This is a genomic window from Phaeobacter italicus (genome assembly GCF_001258055.1).
GTDB lineage: Bacteria > Pseudomonadota > Alphaproteobacteria > Rhodobacterales > Rhodobacteraceae > Phaeobacter > Phaeobacter italicus.
The window spans coordinates 905141-920566 of record NZ_CVRM01000011.1; the positions used below are offsets into that span (position 1 = coordinate 905141).

Here is a 15426-nt window from a genome sequence, read left to right on the forward strand (position 1 = left end):
ACCGCACTCCAGACCGGATGCGGAGCCACAGAAACCTTAACAGAAAATTAACCAATTGCGCCCCATCCCACCGGATCGGGGCGCTTTTTTGTCAGTAAATGTTCATTATTTGCACTTTTTCGGTTTCCAAAATCTGAAATCCTGTGTCATGATTAATGCAGATGCCGGACCAACCGGCACAGAAATTGAGCAGAAGATCATACAGGCAAACCTACCGTGACCCGTAGCACCCGGCCATCTCTTGGCGCATTCGCGTTTTCCACGATTGCATTCGCGCTTAGCGCGTATTTCACCTTTGCCGCCGTGCAGGGCGATTTCGGGCTGTTTCGCAGGGTAGAAATTCAGGCAGAGGCAGAGGCCCTGCGCCAGGATCTTGACGAGCTGAAGCGCGAAACCGCGCGGATGGAGAACCTGACGCACCGCCTGTCGGATAATTATCTCGACCTCGACCTCCTGGACGAACAGGCCCGCACCGTTCTGGGCCTGCTGCGCGCGGATGAAATCGTCATCCGCTAAGATTACGACCTGACGCCGGGCGCGCAGCCCCGACACAGGCGTCAGATCAACCCGATACCTGATCGGGGGCTTGCGGCGTCCATCCGCCGCACCGCTCGCGCAGGGCCAGGTGCCCGCCCTCCAGGGATACCTCCACCTGGCCCCCGCGCAATGCATCCCAACATCATCGAAGACCCGGCAGACAGCCCTGCCCGCCCTCACGCATCTGGTTGCAGATCTGGGTTCGGATCATCATCATGCGCCTGCCGGGCCGGGCAAACCTCCGCCCAGATCCATGCCCCAGCATGCGCCACAGCCCATGCCTTGCGGCGCCCCACAAACCGCGGGTTTACCCCTTGGTGACGGTGCGTAGGGTCAGGATGCATTGATCTGGCACCACTGGTTTTCCTGATCTTGCAAACGCAGGGAGCGCAGCGAAGCAGCGGCTTTGACCGCTTGAAATTGACCCCGCCAGTTCCGCGCGCTCAAAACCCCTGCTTAATTGCCCCACCATGCGCCCCAGCCCATACCTTGCAACGCCCCACAAACCGCGGGTTTACCCCTTGGTGACGGTGCGTAATAATAACGCTCGCATGATCTGGCAAAATGATTTATGAATTAGTTTAGCATTAAACTATCTAGCCTTAAGGGGGAGCCCGCCACTATGGCTGCGAGAAAAAGTGTCAAGAAACCAAACGTTTCTGCCGAAGAGCTCTTGGAATACTACCGCGAGATGCTTCTGATCCGGCGATTCGAGGAAAAGGCCGGCCAGCTCTACGGCATGGGCCTGATCGGCGGCTTCTGCCACCTCTACATCGGTCAGGAAGCCGTGGTTGTCGGCCTGGAGGCCGCAGCCGAGGAAGGCGACAAACGCATCACCTCTTACCGCGACCACGGCCACATGCTGGCCTGCGGCATGGACCCCAACGGCGTCATGGCCGAGCTCACAGGTCGTGAAGGCGGCTACTCCAAGGGCAAAGGCGGCTCCATGCACATGTTCTCCAAGGAGAAACATTTCTACGGCGGCCACGGCATCGTTGGCGCACAGGTGCCCCTGGGGGCAGGTCTTGCCTTCTCCGACAAGTACAAAGGCAACGACCGTGTGACCTTTACCTACTTTGGCGACGGCGCGGCCAACCAGGGTCAGGTCTATGAAACCTACAACATGGCGCAGCTCTGGGATCTGCCGGTCATCTTCGTGATCGAGAACAACCAGTACGCCATGGGCACCTCGGTGCAGCGCTCGACCAAATCCCCCGCCCTCTGGAAGCGCGGCGAAGCCTATGGCATCGCAGGCGAGGAAGTGGACGGCATGAATGTCCTGGCCGTGAAAGAGGCAGGCGAACGCGCTGTCGCCCACTGCCGCGCAGGCAAAGGCCCCTACATCCTTGAGGTTAAAACCTACCGCTACCGCGGCCACTCCATGTCCGACCCCGCCAAGTACCGCACCCGTGAAGAGGTGCAGAAAATGCGCGAGGAACGTGACCCGATCGAGCAGGTCCGCGACATGCTGCTGACCGGCAACCACGCCAGCGAAGACGACCTCAAGGCGATCGACAAGGAAATCAAGGACATCGTGAACAAGTCCGCCGATTTCGCCAAGGAAAGCCCGGAGCCCGCGCTCGAGGAACTCTGGACCGACATTTATGCGGACGAGCTGCCGCAGGACAACGCCTGAGAGGGAAGAACAAGACATGGCAACTGAAATCCTGATGCCCGCCCTGTCGCCGACCATGGAGGAAGGCACCCTGGCCAAATGGCTGGTCAAAGAGGGCGACACCGTAAACTCCGGCGATATCCTGGCCGAAATCGAAACCGACAAGGCCACGATGGAATTCGAAGCCGTCGATGAAGGCATCGTTGGCAAGATCCTGGTCGCCGAAGGCACCGAAAACGTGAAAGTCAACGCACCCATCGCGATCCTCGTCGAGGAAGGCGAAAGCGCAGACGATATCGCCGCACCTGCAGCAGCAGAGGCTGACAGCCCGGCCGCGGCCCCCGCTGAAACAGCGGCGCCTGCTTCGGCCCCGGCAGCCGCAGCAGCGCCCGCCGCACCGGAAGTGGACGACAGCCCCGACTGGCCCGAAGGCACAGAGGTGGTGCAGACCACCGTCCGCGAAGCTCTGCGCGACGCGATGGCCGAAGAAATGCGCGGTGACGAAGACGTCTTCCTGATGGGCGAGGAAGTCGCCGAGTACCAGGGCGCCTACAAGATCTCGCAGGGTCTTCTGGACGAATTCGGCGCCAAGCGCGTGATCGACACCCCGATCACCGAACATGGCTTTGCCGGCATCGCCTCTGGCGCCGCCTTTGGCGGGCTGCGTCCGATCGTGGAATTCATGACCTTCAACTTTGCGATGCAGGGCATTGACCACATCATCAACTCTGCCGCCAAGACGCTTTACATGTCCGGCGGTCAGATGGGCTGCCCGATCGTGTTCCGTGGCCCCAACGGTGCCGCCGCCCGCGTTGCCGCCCAGCACAGCCAGGACTACGCCGCATGGTACATGCAGGTTCCGGGTCTCAAGGTGGTGATGCCCTACTCCGCGTCTGACGCGAAGGGCCTGCTGAAAACCGCGATCCGCGACAACAACCCCGTTGTCTTCCTGGAAAACGAAATCCTCTATGGCCGCTCTTTTGACGTGCCGAAGATGGATGACTTCACCGTGCCCTTCGGCAAAGCCCGCATCTGGCGCCAGGGCAGCGATGTCACGATTGTCTCCTTCGGCATCGGCATGACCTACGCCCTTGAGGCGGCGGACAAACTGGCCGAGGAAGGCATCAGCGCCGAGGTCATCGACCTGCGCACCATCCGCCCGATGGACACCGGCTCCATCATCAAATCGGTGATGAAGACCAACCGCCTGGTCACCGTTGAAGAAGGCTGGCCGCAAGGCTCTGTCGGCTCCTACATCTCCTCTGTCGTGATGCAGGAAGCCTTCGACTACCTTGATGCCCCCGTCATCAACTGCACCGGCAAGGACGTGCCCATGCCCTACGCCGCCAACCTTGAAAAACACGCGCTGGTCACCACCGACGAGGTGATCGCCGCCGTGAAGCAAGTGACCTACCGGTAAGGAGAGACAGCGATGCCCACCGAAATCCTGATGCCCGCCCTCTCTCCCACGATGGAGGAAGGCACGCTCGCCAAATGGCTCGTGAAGGAAGGCGACACTGTCGCCTCCGGCGACCTGCTGGCGGAAATCGAAACCGACAAGGCCACGATGGAATTCGAGGCCGTCGACGAAGGCGTGATCGGCAAGATCCTGATCGCAGAAGGCAGCGAAGGCGTGAAGGTCAACAGCCCCATCGCCATCCTGCTGGAAGACGGCGAAAGCGCCGATGACATCGGCGCCACCCCGGCGGCCCCGGCTGCAGCAGAAGACACCGCCCCGGCAGCGTCCAAAGACGCAAGCCCAGCCCCCGCACAGGCCGCCGCCGCGGCGACCCCTGCCCCGGCTGCTCCGGCTGGCGCAGATGGCTCGCGCATCTTCGCATCCCCCCTGGCGCGCCGCATTGCCGCTGACAAGGGTCTGGACCTTGCGGATATCTCAGGCTCCGGCCCCCGCGGTCGTATCGTCAAGGCCGATGTAGAAAACGCAACCGCCGCACCAAAGGCCGCCGCAGCAGCCCCCGCCGCCGCAGCGCCAGCAGCCGCAGCCCCGGCTGCCGCTGCCGCAGCTTCCGGGCCCACAGCCGATCAGGTGGCCCGCATGTACGAAGGCCGCGACTACGAGGAAGTGGCGCTTGACGGAATGCGCAAGACCATTGCCGCGCGCCTGAGCGAAGCCAAGCAGACCATCCCGCACTTCTACCTGCGCCGCGACATCCAGCTGGATGCCCTGCTGAAGTTCCGCGCTGAGCTGAACAAGCAGCTCGAGGGCCGTGGTGTGAAACTCTCGGTCAACGACTTCATCATCAAGGCCGTGGCGCTGGCGCTGCAGGCCGTGCCGGATGCCAATGCCGTCTGGGCCGGTGATCGCGTGCTCAAGATGAAATCCTCCGACGTGGCGGTTGCTGTCGCCATCGAAGGTGGGCTGTTCACACCGGTGCTGCAGGATAGCGACATGAAGTCCCTCTCGACCCTCTCGGCCGAGATGAAAGACCTCGCCAAGCGCGCCCGCGACCGCAAACTGGCGCCCCATGAATACCAGGGCGGCTCTTTTGCGATCTCCAACCTCGGCATGTTCGGCATCGACAACTTCGACGCCATCGTGAACCCGCCGCATGCAGGCATTCTGGCCGTCGGCTCCGGCGTCAAGAAACCTGTGGTGGGGGCAGACGGCGAGCTGAAAGTCGCAACCGTCATGAGCGTCACCATGTCCGTTGACCACCGTGTCATCGACGGTGCCCTTGGCGCGGACCTGCTGAAAGCCATCGTCGAAAACCTCGAAAACCCGATGACGATGCTGGCCTGATCAGCCGCTGTAAAACCGCAGGCACCACGCCCGCCCCTCAATGCTCCGGGAGTTCATCCCGGAGCATTTTTATTTGGCCAACCCCGCCCGCAAAAAACACCGCCGCCCGAGCCCCCAGCGCCGTCATCTTTCCAAAAAATACTCAAAAACCACCGCCCAAAAAACAAAAGCCGGGATCATCAGATCCGGGCTTTTCGAATCGACTGGGCGCGATGGGTCAGCTGTCTTTGCTGCCGCCTGTCAGCACCTGGTTCATGCTGACTGCGGGCTGATCGCAGCCTGCTTCGCCGACGATCTTGGCCGGCACGCCAGCAACCGTTTTGCAGGGAGGAACCTCTTGCAGCACCACAGAGCCTGCAGCGATCCGCGAGCAATGGCCGATCTTGATGTTGCCCAGCACCTTGGCCCCTGCCCCGATCAGCACACCGTCGCCGATCTTCGGGTGGCGGTCTTCCTCTTCTTTGCCGGTCCCGCCAAGCGTGACAGAATGCAGCATCGACACATTGTCCCCCACCACGGCGGTTTCGCCGATCACGATGGAATGGGCGTGGTCGATCATGATCCCGCGGCCGATGCGAGCGGCGGGGGGGGTATCAACGCCAAAAATCTCCGAGATCCGCATCTGGAAGAAATAGGCCAGGTCGTAATCTCCCTGCGTCCACAGCCAATGGGCCACGCGATAGCATTGCACCGCCTGATAGCCCTTGAAGTAGAGGATCGGCTGCAACAGCCGGTGGCAGGCGGGATCGCGTTCATAGACCGCCATCAGATCGGCCCGTCCTGCAGCAACCAGATCGGGATTTTCGTCATAGGCCCGATCGACGATCTCGCGCAGGATCACCATCGACATCTCGTTGGAGCACAGTTTCGCGGCGATCCGATACGACAGCGCCTTTTCCAGCGACTTATGGTGCAGGATACAGGCGTGGATCAACCCACCCATCAGCGGCTGACGGGTCACGGCGTCCTGCGCCTCGGTGGTGATCTTGTCCCAGACGGGGTCGACTGAACTGACGGCTTGGCGCGTCTCAAGCATGGCTTGGCCTCCTGTGCTCTTCGCAGGATAGCTATCTAAGCGAAAAAACACCAACCGCAATATTGTGATCAGGGGGATCAGCGACGCTCATATGTCGGGAAATCGGCACGGGGGGGCAGATGCGGCGGTGGGGATTTCCTTCCGGAAGCGACCGCAACCCATTGTTTTCAAAGCGATTAATTAGCATTCACCCGAGACATGTGCATCGTTGCACGCCCCCTGTGCAGATCGACCGGACCGGGGTTTGAGTTTTTTTGAGTATTTTCAGAAAGATGACAATGACGGTCGCGCCCAGGACGAACGCGCCCCTGTGCCCGGTGCTCCGGCCCATCAGGCGGGCGGTGATGGGTCCGCGCTTGCATGATCTGCAAGATGTGCCAGCACCATGCGGGTGCAGGCGAGATAGCCGGGATGATCCAGAAAGGGTTCATCGGCGAGGGTAAAGCGGCGCGCCGCTCCCGAGAGCGAGCCATCGCCCCAGAGGCGACAGCAGCGACCGGTGTGCTGGTGGTGGCGCAACGCCAGCCCGGCCCCGGCAAAGATCCGCCTGCACAGCCGCTGCCGTTGCGCCGGGGCCACCGCCAGCAGGGCCCGCGCAACAGAGGTCACATCGATCGGCATAACCGGACGGCGCATCACAAGAGCCTCAGACGGCCCGCAGCCCCAGCGCCGTAACGCGCCGATATCTGCGCCACTTCGATCTGGTCGCCGGGGGCCACGGCATCGGTGGTTTGATCAGACACCGCATAGACCCAGGATGGCTGGCTCAGCCGTTCTTCGCGCAGCACCCTGTCCCCGCGCAGCAGACGCAGGCGATAGCGTTCCAGATCTTCCCCCAGCGGAATGTCCTCACCCTCCCAGCGGTCCGCGTCGATCCGTCCACGCCGGATCCAGCTGAGGGTCACGTCGCCTGCGCCCAGCGCGCCGCTCTGGTGCAGATGCACGGGTGCGTAGGGGCGCAGGCCCTCGCCACCAAAAGCCGCCTCAAGATGGGTGTAGCTTGGATCATCATAGGGGCGCGCCGCAGAGCCGATGCGATAATGACGATTGAGCCCGCGCTGATTGGCGCTCAGCTCGATTTGATCCGGCACGCCGTTCATGGCCACGACATAGGACCCCTTGGGCCAAAGCGGCGGCATCCGGGCATCGCTGCCCTGCAGCCCGCGCAGACGGTTTGAGAGCAGATAGCGCCCGGGCGCAATCAGCTCGGCGGTGGTGAATTGGAACAGCTCCCAGTTGGCCGGGCTGCCATCCCCGATGGCCATCAGGTTGGCCCCGTTCAAGACCGCCTGCGGGTCGCGGCCATGAAGCTGGCCGTGGATCAGGTCGACCTCCAGCGCAGCCCCCCGGTCCCACCGCCCCAAAGGCCCGGCCGCAAGGGCGGTGTTTGTCACCCCGACCGTGGCAGACGCGGCCAGAATGTCCTCCAGCCCATAGTCTGCATCACCGGGCGCAGCATACACCGCAACGCGGCCTGGCCAGGGGTCAGCGACCACCGCGAGATGGGGCGCATGTGGCAGCTCGTCCCCGCTGATGAGCGGCAGATCAAGGAACAGTGGCAAAACCGGCACGGGCGCGGCAAAGGGGGTCACGCCCGGCAGCTCTTCCTCCAGCGCGGGGCGGGTGTAGATCTCCGGGTCGATCCGCACCGCCTCTATCAGCTGGGTCTGGCCCTGCTCCACCCGGTCGATGCGATACTGCGCTGTGGGATTGGGGGGCTGACCATCCCGGCCCAGCGCGGCAGGGTCTTGGACCGGCAGGGTGATCACGTCTCCCGCACCGATGCGCATCTTTGAGGGCGGCAGCTCAAGGCGCAGGCTGTCACGGGCAATGCGGGCCTCGCTCAGCCAGCGCTGGACGATCTGGCGTCCCTCTGTGCGGGACAGCGCCATGGGCAATTCCGTATCGCTCACGCCATGTGTGGCTTCATCCGGCAGGATCGCCTCTTCCACCCGCAGATCATGGGGGCCACCCCAGTCGACAAACCGCAGCCGTACCCGACCGGACAGCTCTGCCTGAGCGGCGCGTGTGCGTTCAACCGTGCCGTCGATCTCCTCGCCGTCAACCAGCGCGGCAAGAGCAAGCGGCTGCGCCCCGCGACCTGATCGTGCGCGAAACTGCAAGAGCCCGTCACGTTCGATGGCATCGACCCCATGGCGCAGCAGCAAGGGCTGCAAGGCCGCGCGGGCCTCTGCGATGTCACTGACAGTGTAGCCCCGCACCAGACCCTCGACCCCCGTCAGGGCCAGCGCATCGCGGGAGAGCCCGGCCCCGAGACAGATTTCTTCAAGAACCGAGGCAAGGCTGCGCTGCCCTACCCGTCCGTTCAGCCAATGGCCGCGCAGATAGTTATCTCCGTCGCTCCAGATGCCCAGCGCATTGGGAAAGGTGGGAAAGGGGCGCGCGTCCCAGGCCCAGACATAGGCATTGGACATATCCAGCATGGGCCCGCCGTAGATGTCCGAGATCAGATTTCTGCCCTCTTCCTGCCAATAGCCCAACACGGCCCGCAGATAGGCCAGTTGCATCAGGTCGTCACGCTGACCGTCCGAATGTTTTGGCAGTTTGGATTCCGAGCTTTTGGGATCGAGAAACTTGTTGGGTTGATTGCTGCCCTTGTCGATGGCGGCGCATCCCAGTTCGGTGAACCAGATGGGTTTGCTTTTGGGTTCCCATTCGGTGGGCAAGGCTGCGCGCATTCCGTCTATCCGGTCATGATGGGGATTGGACCACCAGTTGCGGATATCCTTGTAACGCCACACCCAGGCCTCATCATGGGCGCCATCGGTGATCGGGGTGCGGATCTGGGCCGCTTCGGCGTCGGTTGAGTGGTAATACCACTCATAGCCTTCGCCCCCTTCAATGCCGCCGCGCAGATAGTCGAGATCATAGATGCTGGGCGCACCGGCCTCAGCATCCAGATGATCCTCGCCTGCGCGCCAGTCGGACAGGGGCATGTAGTTGTCGATCCCGACGAAATCGATCTCCGGATCTGCCCAGAGCGGGTCGAGGTGGAAATAGCGGTTTCCCTCCGGACTTTTGTAGCCCCAGTATTCGGACCAGTCCGCTGCATAGCCGATCTTGGTCTCTGCCCCCAGTATCTGGCGCACCTGCTGGGTGAGATCGCGCAGCGCGGCAACCGCGGGAAAGCCCTGATCATCGCGGATCTGGGTCAACGCGCGCATCTCTGAGCCGATGCAAAAGGCCTCTACCCCACCCGCCGCTGCACAAAGTGCGGCGTTGTGCAGGATGAACCGCGCGAGCCCCCAATCCTCTGGATCGCCACTATAGGTGACGCTGCCGGGGCTGGCAGGCTGGCCGTTCTGCGCAGCCTTGCCCACGGTGATGGTGAAATCCGCAGCTGTCACCTGACCAAAGAAGGCCGCAACCTCGCTCTGCGCAGCGGCACTGCCATCGGGGCTGCCGGTCTGCCCCGGAGCCACAGACAGGGTGATCCGCCCCCGCCAGGGCAGATGCGGCTGGCCGGTCTGACCGGTCCAGGGGTCGGGCAGGTCATTGCCTGCGAGCTGGTCCATCAGGATGAAGGGATAGAACATTACCCGCTGGCCGCGCGCCTGCAGCGCATGGATGGCCTCCATCACTGCCTGATCGGTCGGGGTGCCGCCATAGATGGGCCGGTCTTCCACCCGCGCGATCAACTCTGCCTCGGCCCGACCAATCCCGGCAACGCCCCACGGCATATTGGCGCCTTCGACCTCGTGCCGTTCTACCTTGGGGCGGATCTGACAGGCACTGCATCGCAGGTCATTGCCAAACCACGACACGATCAGCGAGGCCGCACCGCAGTTTGGCAGCTCTGCCTCCAGCGTATCGAGAGAGGTGACAAGGTCGCTCTCTCCCGAGGGGCTGTGAGAATTGGCAGGCTTGGCCTGTCCGGGGCCGTGATCGTAATGCATCGGAGTGGCGGCCAAGGCATATTCGCCCGTGCCCGGCATCAGCGCCACCCCCTGCACCAGTTGTGGCAGGTCCAGATCATAGCTGCTGCTGTCGGGCTGTTCGGCGCGCAGCACTTCGAACGAGAACTGCGGCACCCGGTTGCCAAAGCGCTCCAGCGACAGGTTCTCCATCACCACATAGGCGGTGCCGCGATAGGCTGGCACCTGCCCTGCTCCCTCTATCGCCTCCATCACCGGATCGGGCGCCTGATCCATGGTGCCCCGGTAGACCGTCATGTTGAGATCCTTGGGCGCCACCTCTTCGCCATCGGCCCAGACACGGCCGATATGGGTAATCTCTCCCCCGCAGACCGCAATCGCCAGTGAGACGTCATAGCTGTAGCTGGTGACCTGGGGCTGGCGCGCGCCGCCGCCCTTGCCGCCGCCCCCGGTGGTGGTAGTGGTTTCGCGAAACTGCGAGGCCCAGATCACCTGCCCGCCAACCCGCATCCGGCCAAAGACCTGCGCCACCGGCTGGCCGTCGCTGGCATGGGTGAGGCGAAAGCGTTCGACGCGGCCGGTCTCTACCGGTTCGCTGCCTGCCCCAAAAAGACGGCTGTCAATGGCGCGCCCCACAGTGGCCCCAAGGGCGCGGCCAATCGCAACCGAGGACAGGCCCGCAACAGCCCCACCCACAGATCCACCAAGCGCAGCACCCGCTGCCGACAAAAGAATGGTCGCCATCACATCACCTCTTCACCAACTGCGTCACTGTCTGCATCGCCCTCGCCGCGCGTGTTGCTGCACCCCGCAGGCACCTGCATCGGAAAGGCAAAGCGCGCCACGATCCGCCGCTGCCAGGGCCTGCTGAGCGCGGTTTCCACCACGCCATGGCCGCAATAGGCGTGGATGAACCGCGCGGGCGCATCGACGGCGGTCTGGATCGCCACATGTTTGGCCACTGCACCCGCGCGCATGCGAAACAGGATCACATCCCCGATGGCCTCCGCCTCACTCGGTTTCGGCGCGAGATGGCGCAAAGCCGCCTGCCACAGCGCCTCTTCGCCCTGTGGTTCGGACCAATCCATTGTATAGGCGGGCGGATGCTCGGGCTCTGTTCCGTAGCAGCTGCGCCAGACACCCCGGATCAGCCCCAGACAGTCGCACCCGGCCCCCAGCGCAGAGGCCTGATGCACATAAGGCGTGCCAAGCCATTGGCGCGCAGCCGCAACGATCGTGTCACCTGTTGGCTGGCTCATCTGCGGCTCCCCCCGGTGTTGCTGCCGCTCTGGCGCGGCACGCTCATCACCCAGTCCTCGCCCGGAATGTCGGGAAACCCCTGAAAGTTCGTGACATTGTCAAATCGCGCCCTGCAGGTGGCAAACCGCTTGTCGCAACCTGCCGTCAGGCGGATCGCGTCTCCGGGCCTCAGCGCGGCGCGGATCGGCTCCCACAGGGTAAGACGACGGTGGCTGCCCTGGGGGTCAGGCGCGGTGATCGCATCCCCAAGACTGCCTGCCACAGTTTGGTCGCTCTTGATCATCGCCCAGAGCCCACGGGCCTCGCCGCTCAGCACATCAAGGCGCCCGCCTGCAAACCAGCCCGGTTCAAACCCCATAAGCGCTGCAAACGTCAGAAACTGCGCATCCTCAAGACCCGCAACCGTCGTCTCCAGCCGATACCCCGGCGTGCTGAGATCAAAGCCACACTGCCGATCGCCCAGAACCGCAGTGCACGGTTTCTGGTAGATCCGCCCCATCGGCTGGTTCAACACCTCCGTCAGGCCCCGCAGCTCTGCCTCAAAAGCACCACCTGCACGGCGGATCTGGCCGAAATGGCCGCGAAACTGCAACCAGCGCACCGAGACATCCGTCCAGTTCACCAGCCAGCAGCGCACCTCGGCGCCATCAAAGCGGCCCGCGTCGATCTCTGCTTCTGAAATCGCCACATCGCTCAGCGCGCCAAGCGCCTCGCTGTTGTCGATGGCGAGCCCCGTCGCCTGTTCCAGACTGCGCGCGTTCAGCCCGGTGCCCGCCCGAAAGCGCAGATCCTCAAAGCCCGCCGCATCCGCGCCAGTGGCGCCAAACTGCAGATCGCAGTCGTGATCGGTAAACCCATAGCGCGCCCCGTCCACGCGGCGCACCGCCCAGCAGCGGCACAGCGTCGTCAGCCCGGTGGCGAGATGGGCCTGGAACGCCGCGCTCATGCCGCCCTTGGCTGCGGTTGGTGTCTCTGGCCCGCTCATACCCGCAGCTCCACGACCGGGACGTTGGGCACATCACCGGCCTGAAAGGAGGCAACGCTGGTCTGGATGCGGTCCGTGTCAAACCGCACCGGCACGTCAAACTCGAACCCCGCCCGCACCGCGAGGCCGGATTCCGGCGGGTGAGTGAACCGGATCAGGCCGGTCGATGCATCAAGGGTGTAATCCACCCCCTCCTGCAGCGCGTCCTGTTCGACACCCACCCGCACCGACCCCACCACGGGTTTGCTGATCGGGCGATCATAGCTTTGTGCGCCAGAGCGATAGCTCTTGGTCAGTTGGAAATCCTGCCGGACCCCATCCCCCATGCCGATGACCTGATCGTCAAAACGCACCTCCTGCGACGCGGCAGAGGATTTGTAGTCGGACCAGTCTTTCCAGCGAAACCCGTACATCTGGCCCTGGCGCGCCTCGAAAAACGCGATCAGGGCCTCGATGTCTTCGAGGCTGCGCAGCCCCAGTCCCGCGTCATAGCGGCGGCGCGAATGGGCCCAAGGGGTGTTGCGTTCTTCAAACCCATTGGCAAGCGTCACCACATCGGTGCGCCGCTCTGGCCCGCCGATGGAGCCAAAACTCAGCGATGCGGGAAAGCGTACGTCGTGAAAGCTGGGGGCGATTGGGGCGGTCTGGTCCATGTCAGATCTCCGGAATACGGTGGAAAGAAGGGGCAAGCCCGCGACCGGGCGGTGGCCGGGCGGTGACCGGGCCGTGCAGTTTGGGCCGTATCTGGCAGGCTAGCGGTTTCGACTGCCCCGGCTCAGGGCGCGGCTCAGCTGGGCGGCGATCTGGCCCTGACTGCGCTGAAACCCCTGCACATCGGGCGTCTGAATGTTCATCACCACCTGCGTTGTGCCACCGCCCCCGGCCCGCACTCCAAGCGCGCCATCCGCCGTGCGCGCAAGCGGCAGGATCGCCTCGGGTCCGGCTTCGCCCATCAACCCGGTTCCGCCGCGCATGGGAAAGGACACAGGCCCCGAAACCACGCCCCCACGGGCAAAGGGCATCACGCGCCCCTGCGAAAACGCCGCCCCGTCCGCAAAAGGCAGCAAACCGCCAACCAGCGACTGCATGCCATCAGACAGCAGCCCGCCGACGTGTTGGGTCACGGGCTTGATGGCGGCGGAATAGGTGGTCTGGATCATCGAACGCGCCATTGTGTCCAGCGCGTCCGACAGCTTCATGCCGTCAAAGACCACCCCGTCAAAGGCGCGGCGCAGCCCCTTGGACATGCCGCGTTCCAGGGTCTGGGCATCCTGCTGGGTGGCAGCAAAGGCCGCGCGCACCCGGCGCAGCTCTGCATCGAAACTTGCCGCCATAGAGGCCGCATCCCCCAGCGCTGCCCCAAGGGCATCACTGCGCTGTTCCAGCTCGCTCAAGTCGCTGTCGGCCATGTCTCGGGCTCCTTTCGTGGTGTGGTATCGCGGTCGGGGTCATCATCCATTTGGGCTGCGTCCGGAAAGGCGCGCATCAACGCCTGCAGCCCGTCGCGCGCCAGCGGCCTGTCGCCGCTGTCCTGCCCCAGCATCAGCCGCAGCTCTGCCGGGGTCAGCGCCCAGAACACCGCAGGGGGCAGACGCAGGTGACACAGGCCCGCCCGCATCAGCGCACGCCAGTCCAGGGCCGGTGCATCGCGGGCGTCATTCATGCCGCTGCCCCGGTGCCAAAGCTCAACGCCAGCAGCTGGGCCGCAACCTGCGCCGCACGGACAGGGCCGCCGGTGATCTCGGCCTCGGCAAGAGTGACCGCATCAAGCGGCTGGCCACCGCCCTGAAGCCCCGCCACCAAAAGCGCCAGCACATCGGTGGCAGAAAACCGACCCTCTTCGAACCGAGCAACCAGCGCGATGAGAGAGGGTTCCTCCAGCTGCGCCTCAAGCGCGGCCAGCGCACCCAGCGTCAGGCGCAGCACATGCACCACGCCATTGATCTCCAGCGCGACCTCTCCGGCGTGGGGATTGGCCTGTGTCCCAGCGGACATAAACCTGTGGGCGGCGAAGCTACGGGGGGCTGTCTGATCCATGCCGGCCCCCATCAAATCGCCGTAAAGACCAGCGCACCGGCACTGGCCAGCGAAAGCTCATAGGTGGCTTCGCCGTTGTGGCTGCCTGCATATTCCAGCGCCGTCACCTGAAACGGGCCCTCGACGATGCCGAAATCCGGGATGATCACCTGAAAGGCGGGTGTCAGCCCGTCAAAGAACAGCTGGCGGGCCCGTTCATCCGTGCCCGCATCGCGAAAAATACCCGAGCCCGAAATATTGGCAGAGCGCACCCCGGCCCCCGCCAGCAGCTCGCGCCAGCCACCCTGGCTTTCCAGGCTGGTGACATCGACGCTTTCGGCGTTAAAGCTGATACGCGTGGCGCGCAGCCCTGCGATGGTTTCGAACTGGCCATCGGCGGTCATATCCACCTTGACCAACAGATCCTTGCCGTTCTGGGCACCCATGGTGTTCTCCTTTGATCTAGCGATGTCTGACCGGCGCCAAATTCAGCTGAACATTGAGCGCCAAGCCATTGGTTTGATTTCATAGTTTCCGGCAGCGGGCGTCAGCCGTCCTCTACCCGTGCGGCAAAGCGCAGGGCGATGCGGCGGCCCCCGGATTTCGTGCGATTGGCGACGGCCCGGTCAAACCAGAGACCGACAAGCCGCCCCCGGCTGAGCGTCAGCTGCGCCGCGGCCAGGCTGTCGCAGATGGTGGCTGCGATGCCCTTTGCCCCGGCGAAGCCTGCGGTATCGGTGTGGATTGCGATCTCGACCAGATGGCGCGCGCCTGCGCCACTGCGATCAGAGCGGTCCTGCACATCCTCCGGGCCGAGGGTCACATAGGTCTGGGGCAGCGCCCCGGCCGGCAGCGCATCATAGATCGCCGTGCCCACCTGCGCCGCAAGCGCGGCGTCAGTGCTCAGATGCTGATAGATTGCCTGCTGCAACGGCAGGGCCAAGGCATAGGTCATGCGGTGGTCTCCTCTGTCACGAAACAGGTCAGGTAGCGTTGATCGGGGTCGCCCTCTGCCACGGCATCAATGCGAAAGATCCGGCCCCCGTCGCGAAACCGCTGATCCGGGCGTGGTCTGGCGCTGTGGCCCACCGGAGCCGCGCGCAATGTGATGCGGTAGCGTTGCAGCGACAGGCTGGTGCCCAGCCGATCGGTGCTGCGCCCGCTGAGCGCGCGCATCTCGCACCAATGTTCACCAAGCACCTGCCAGGCCTCGACATGACCGCCCGCGCCATCCGAGGTGCGGCGGGGATCTTCGAGCATCAGGCGGCGCGACAGCCGGGGTTTCAACGGGGCGCGATAGGGGATGGGTTTGCCAGCCAT

16 protein-coding genes are annotated in these 15426 nt (G+C 63.9%); 4 read left to right on the top strand and 12 right to left on the bottom strand.

Annotated elements, in window-relative coordinates:
- Window positions 1-216 precede the first annotated feature (216 nt).
- The 4 genes from NIT7645_RS07470 (at window position 217) to NIT7645_RS07485 (ending at window position 4913) form a co-directional block, all read left to right on the top strand.
- Entirely contained in the window at window positions 217-516 is a 300-nt protein-coding gene (locus NIT7645_RS07470; RefSeq protein WP_008562084.1) for an FtsB family cell division protein, read from the top strand.
- Between the two features lie 643 nt (window positions 517-1159).
- A complete protein-coding gene (pdhA, locus tag NIT7645_RS07475; RefSeq protein ID WP_008559129.1) occupies window positions 1160-2173 on the top strand; it encodes a pyruvate dehydrogenase (acetyl-transferring) E1 component subunit alpha in 1014 nt (337 codons plus the stop codon).
- A 16-nt stretch (window positions 2174-2189) separates the two neighbouring features.
- Entirely contained in the window at window positions 2190-3572 is a 1383-nt protein-coding gene (locus tag NIT7645_RS07480; protein WP_008562425.1) for a pyruvate dehydrogenase complex E1 component subunit beta, read from the top strand.
- Between the two features lie 12 nt (window positions 3573-3584).
- A complete protein-coding gene (locus NIT7645_RS07485) occupies window positions 3585-4913 on the top strand; it encodes a pyruvate dehydrogenase complex dihydrolipoamide acetyltransferase (protein WP_008559507.1) in 1329 nt (442 codons plus the stop codon).
- A 217-nt stretch (window positions 4914-5130) separates the two neighbouring features.
- Here NIT7645_RS07485 and cysE read toward each other — a convergent pair whose 3' ends face one another.
- The 12 genes from cysE to NIT7645_RS07545 all read right to left on the bottom strand — a co-directional run bounded on the left by cysE (window position 5131) and on the right by NIT7645_RS07545 (window position 15426).
- On the bottom strand, window positions 5131-5949 hold the full coding sequence (gene cysE, locus NIT7645_RS07490; protein WP_050686419.1) for a serine O-acetyltransferase: 819 nt from the start codon (window positions 5947-5949) through the stop codon (window positions 5131-5133).
- 330 nt (window positions 5950-6279) lie between these two features.
- Window positions 6280-6585, bottom strand: a complete 306-nt coding sequence (locus NIT7645_RS07495) for a DUF7742 family protein (protein ID WP_037302327.1) — start codon at window positions 6583-6585, stop codon at window positions 6280-6282.
- On the bottom strand, window positions 6585-10589 hold the full coding sequence (locus NIT7645_RS07500; RefSeq protein ID WP_050686421.1) for a baseplate multidomain protein megatron: 4005 nt from the start codon (window positions 10587-10589) through the stop codon (window positions 6585-6587). The genes NIT7645_RS07495 and NIT7645_RS07500 overlap by 1 nt, the downstream gene beginning before the upstream one ends.
- Window positions 10589-11104: an NlpC/P60 family protein gene (locus tag NIT7645_RS07505; RefSeq protein ID WP_008560647.1), complete on the bottom strand. Its 516-nt coding sequence runs from the start codon at window positions 11102-11104 to the stop codon at window positions 10589-10591. The genes NIT7645_RS07500 and NIT7645_RS07505 overlap by 1 nt, the downstream gene beginning before the upstream one ends.
- Window positions 11101-12090: a phage/gene transfer agent baseplate hub protein gene (locus NIT7645_RS07510; RefSeq protein ID WP_008558879.1), complete on the bottom strand. Its 990-nt coding sequence runs from the start codon at window positions 12088-12090 to the stop codon at window positions 11101-11103. Before NIT7645_RS07510 ends, NIT7645_RS07505 begins: the two co-directional genes overlap by 4 nt.
- Window positions 12087-12743, bottom strand: coding sequence for a DUF2460 domain-containing protein (locus tag NIT7645_RS07515; RefSeq protein WP_008562155.1), 657 nt, complete (start codon window positions 12741-12743; stop codon window positions 12087-12089). Before NIT7645_RS07515 ends, NIT7645_RS07510 begins: the two co-directional genes overlap by 4 nt.
- 99 nt (window positions 12744-12842) lie before the next feature.
- Window positions 12843-13499 carry an RcGTA-type gene transfer agent tail tape measure protein gene (locus NIT7645_RS07520; RefSeq protein WP_008562193.1) on the bottom strand — a complete coding sequence of 219 codons (657 nt, stop codon included), beginning with the start codon at window positions 13497-13499 and terminating at the stop codon, window positions 12843-12845.
- Window positions 13481-13753, bottom strand: a complete 273-nt coding sequence (locus NIT7645_RS07525; RefSeq protein WP_008560061.1) for a rcc01693 family protein — start codon at window positions 13751-13753, stop codon at window positions 13481-13483. Before NIT7645_RS07525 ends, NIT7645_RS07520 begins: the two co-directional genes overlap by 19 nt.
- Window positions 13750-14085: a gene transfer agent family protein gene (locus tag NIT7645_RS07530; RefSeq protein WP_008560222.1), complete on the bottom strand. Its 336-nt coding sequence runs from the start codon at window positions 14083-14085 to the stop codon at window positions 13750-13752. Before NIT7645_RS07530 ends, NIT7645_RS07525 begins: the two co-directional genes overlap by 4 nt.
- Before the next feature lie 53 nt (window positions 14086-14138).
- The gene (locus NIT7645_RS07535; protein WP_008560508.1) at window positions 14139-14552 is read right to left on the bottom strand and encodes a phage major tail protein, TP901-1 family; all 414 of its coding nucleotides are present in this window, start codon (window positions 14550-14552) and stop codon (window positions 14139-14141) included.
- A gap of 101 nt (window positions 14553-14653) precedes the next feature.
- On the bottom strand, window positions 14654-15061 hold the full coding sequence (locus NIT7645_RS07540; RefSeq protein ID WP_037302324.1) for a DUF3168 domain-containing protein: 408 nt from the start codon (window positions 15059-15061) through the stop codon (window positions 14654-14656).
- Window positions 15058-15426 carry a head-tail adaptor protein gene (locus NIT7645_RS07545; RefSeq protein ID WP_008562123.1) on the bottom strand — a complete coding sequence of 123 codons (369 nt, stop codon included), beginning with the start codon at window positions 15424-15426 and terminating at the stop codon, window positions 15058-15060. The genes NIT7645_RS07540 and NIT7645_RS07545 overlap by 4 nt, the downstream gene beginning before the upstream one ends.

Bases quoted from the DNA above. Each gene is read 5' to 3' on its own strand.
- NIT7645_RS07535 (WP_008560508.1), bottom strand. From the start codon at position 14,552: ATGGGTGCCCAGAACGGCAAGGATCTGTTGGTCAAGGTGGATATGACC.
- NIT7645_RS07500 (WP_050686421.1), bottom strand. From the start codon at position 10,589: ATGGCGACCATTCTTTTGTCGGCAGCGGGTGCTGCGCTTGGTGGATCT.
- cysE (WP_050686419.1), bottom strand. From the start codon at position 5,949: ATGCTTGAGACGCGCCAAGCCGTCAGTTCAGTCGACCCCGTCTGGGAC.
- NIT7645_RS07525 (WP_008560061.1), bottom strand. From the start codon at position 13,753: ATGAATGACGCCCGCGATGCACCGGCCCTGGACTGGCGTGCGCTGATG.
- NIT7645_RS07510 (WP_008558879.1), bottom strand. From the start codon at position 12,090: ATGAGCGGGCCAGAGACACCAACCGCAGCCAAGGGCGGCATGAGCGCG.
- NIT7645_RS07495 (WP_037302327.1), bottom strand. From the start codon at position 6,585: ATGCGCCGTCCGGTTATGCCGATCGATGTGACCTCTGTTGCGCGGGCC.
- NIT7645_RS07505 (WP_008560647.1), bottom strand. From the start codon at position 11,104: ATGAGCCAGCCAACAGGTGACACGATCGTTGCGGCTGCGCGCCAATGG.
- NIT7645_RS07485 (WP_008559507.1), top strand. From the start codon at position 3,585: ATGCCCACCGAAATCCTGATGCCCGCCCTCTCTCCCACGATGGAGGAA.
- pdhA (WP_008559129.1), top strand. From the start codon at position 1,160: ATGGCTGCGAGAAAAAGTGTCAAGAAACCAAACGTTTCTGCCGAAGAG.
- NIT7645_RS07520 (WP_008562193.1), bottom strand. From the start codon at position 13,499: ATGGCCGACAGCGACTTGAGCGAGCTGGAACAGCGCAGTGATGCCCTT.
- NIT7645_RS07515 (WP_008562155.1), bottom strand. From the start codon at position 12,743: ATGGACCAGACCGCCCCAATCGCCCCCAGCTTTCACGACGTACGCTTT.
- NIT7645_RS07530 (WP_008560222.1), bottom strand. From the start codon at position 14,085: ATGTCCGCTGGGACACAGGCCAATCCCCACGCCGGAGAGGTCGCGCTG.
- NIT7645_RS07545 (WP_008562123.1), bottom strand. From the start codon at position 15,426: ATGGCTGGCAAACCCATCCCCTATCGCGCCCCGTTGAAACCCCGGCTG.
- NIT7645_RS07540 (WP_037302324.1), bottom strand. From the start codon at position 15,061: ATGACCTATGCCTTGGCCCTGCCGTTGCAGCAGGCAATCTATCAGCAT.
- NIT7645_RS07480 (WP_008562425.1), top strand. From the start codon at position 2,190: ATGGCAACTGAAATCCTGATGCCCGCCCTGTCGCCGACCATGGAGGAA.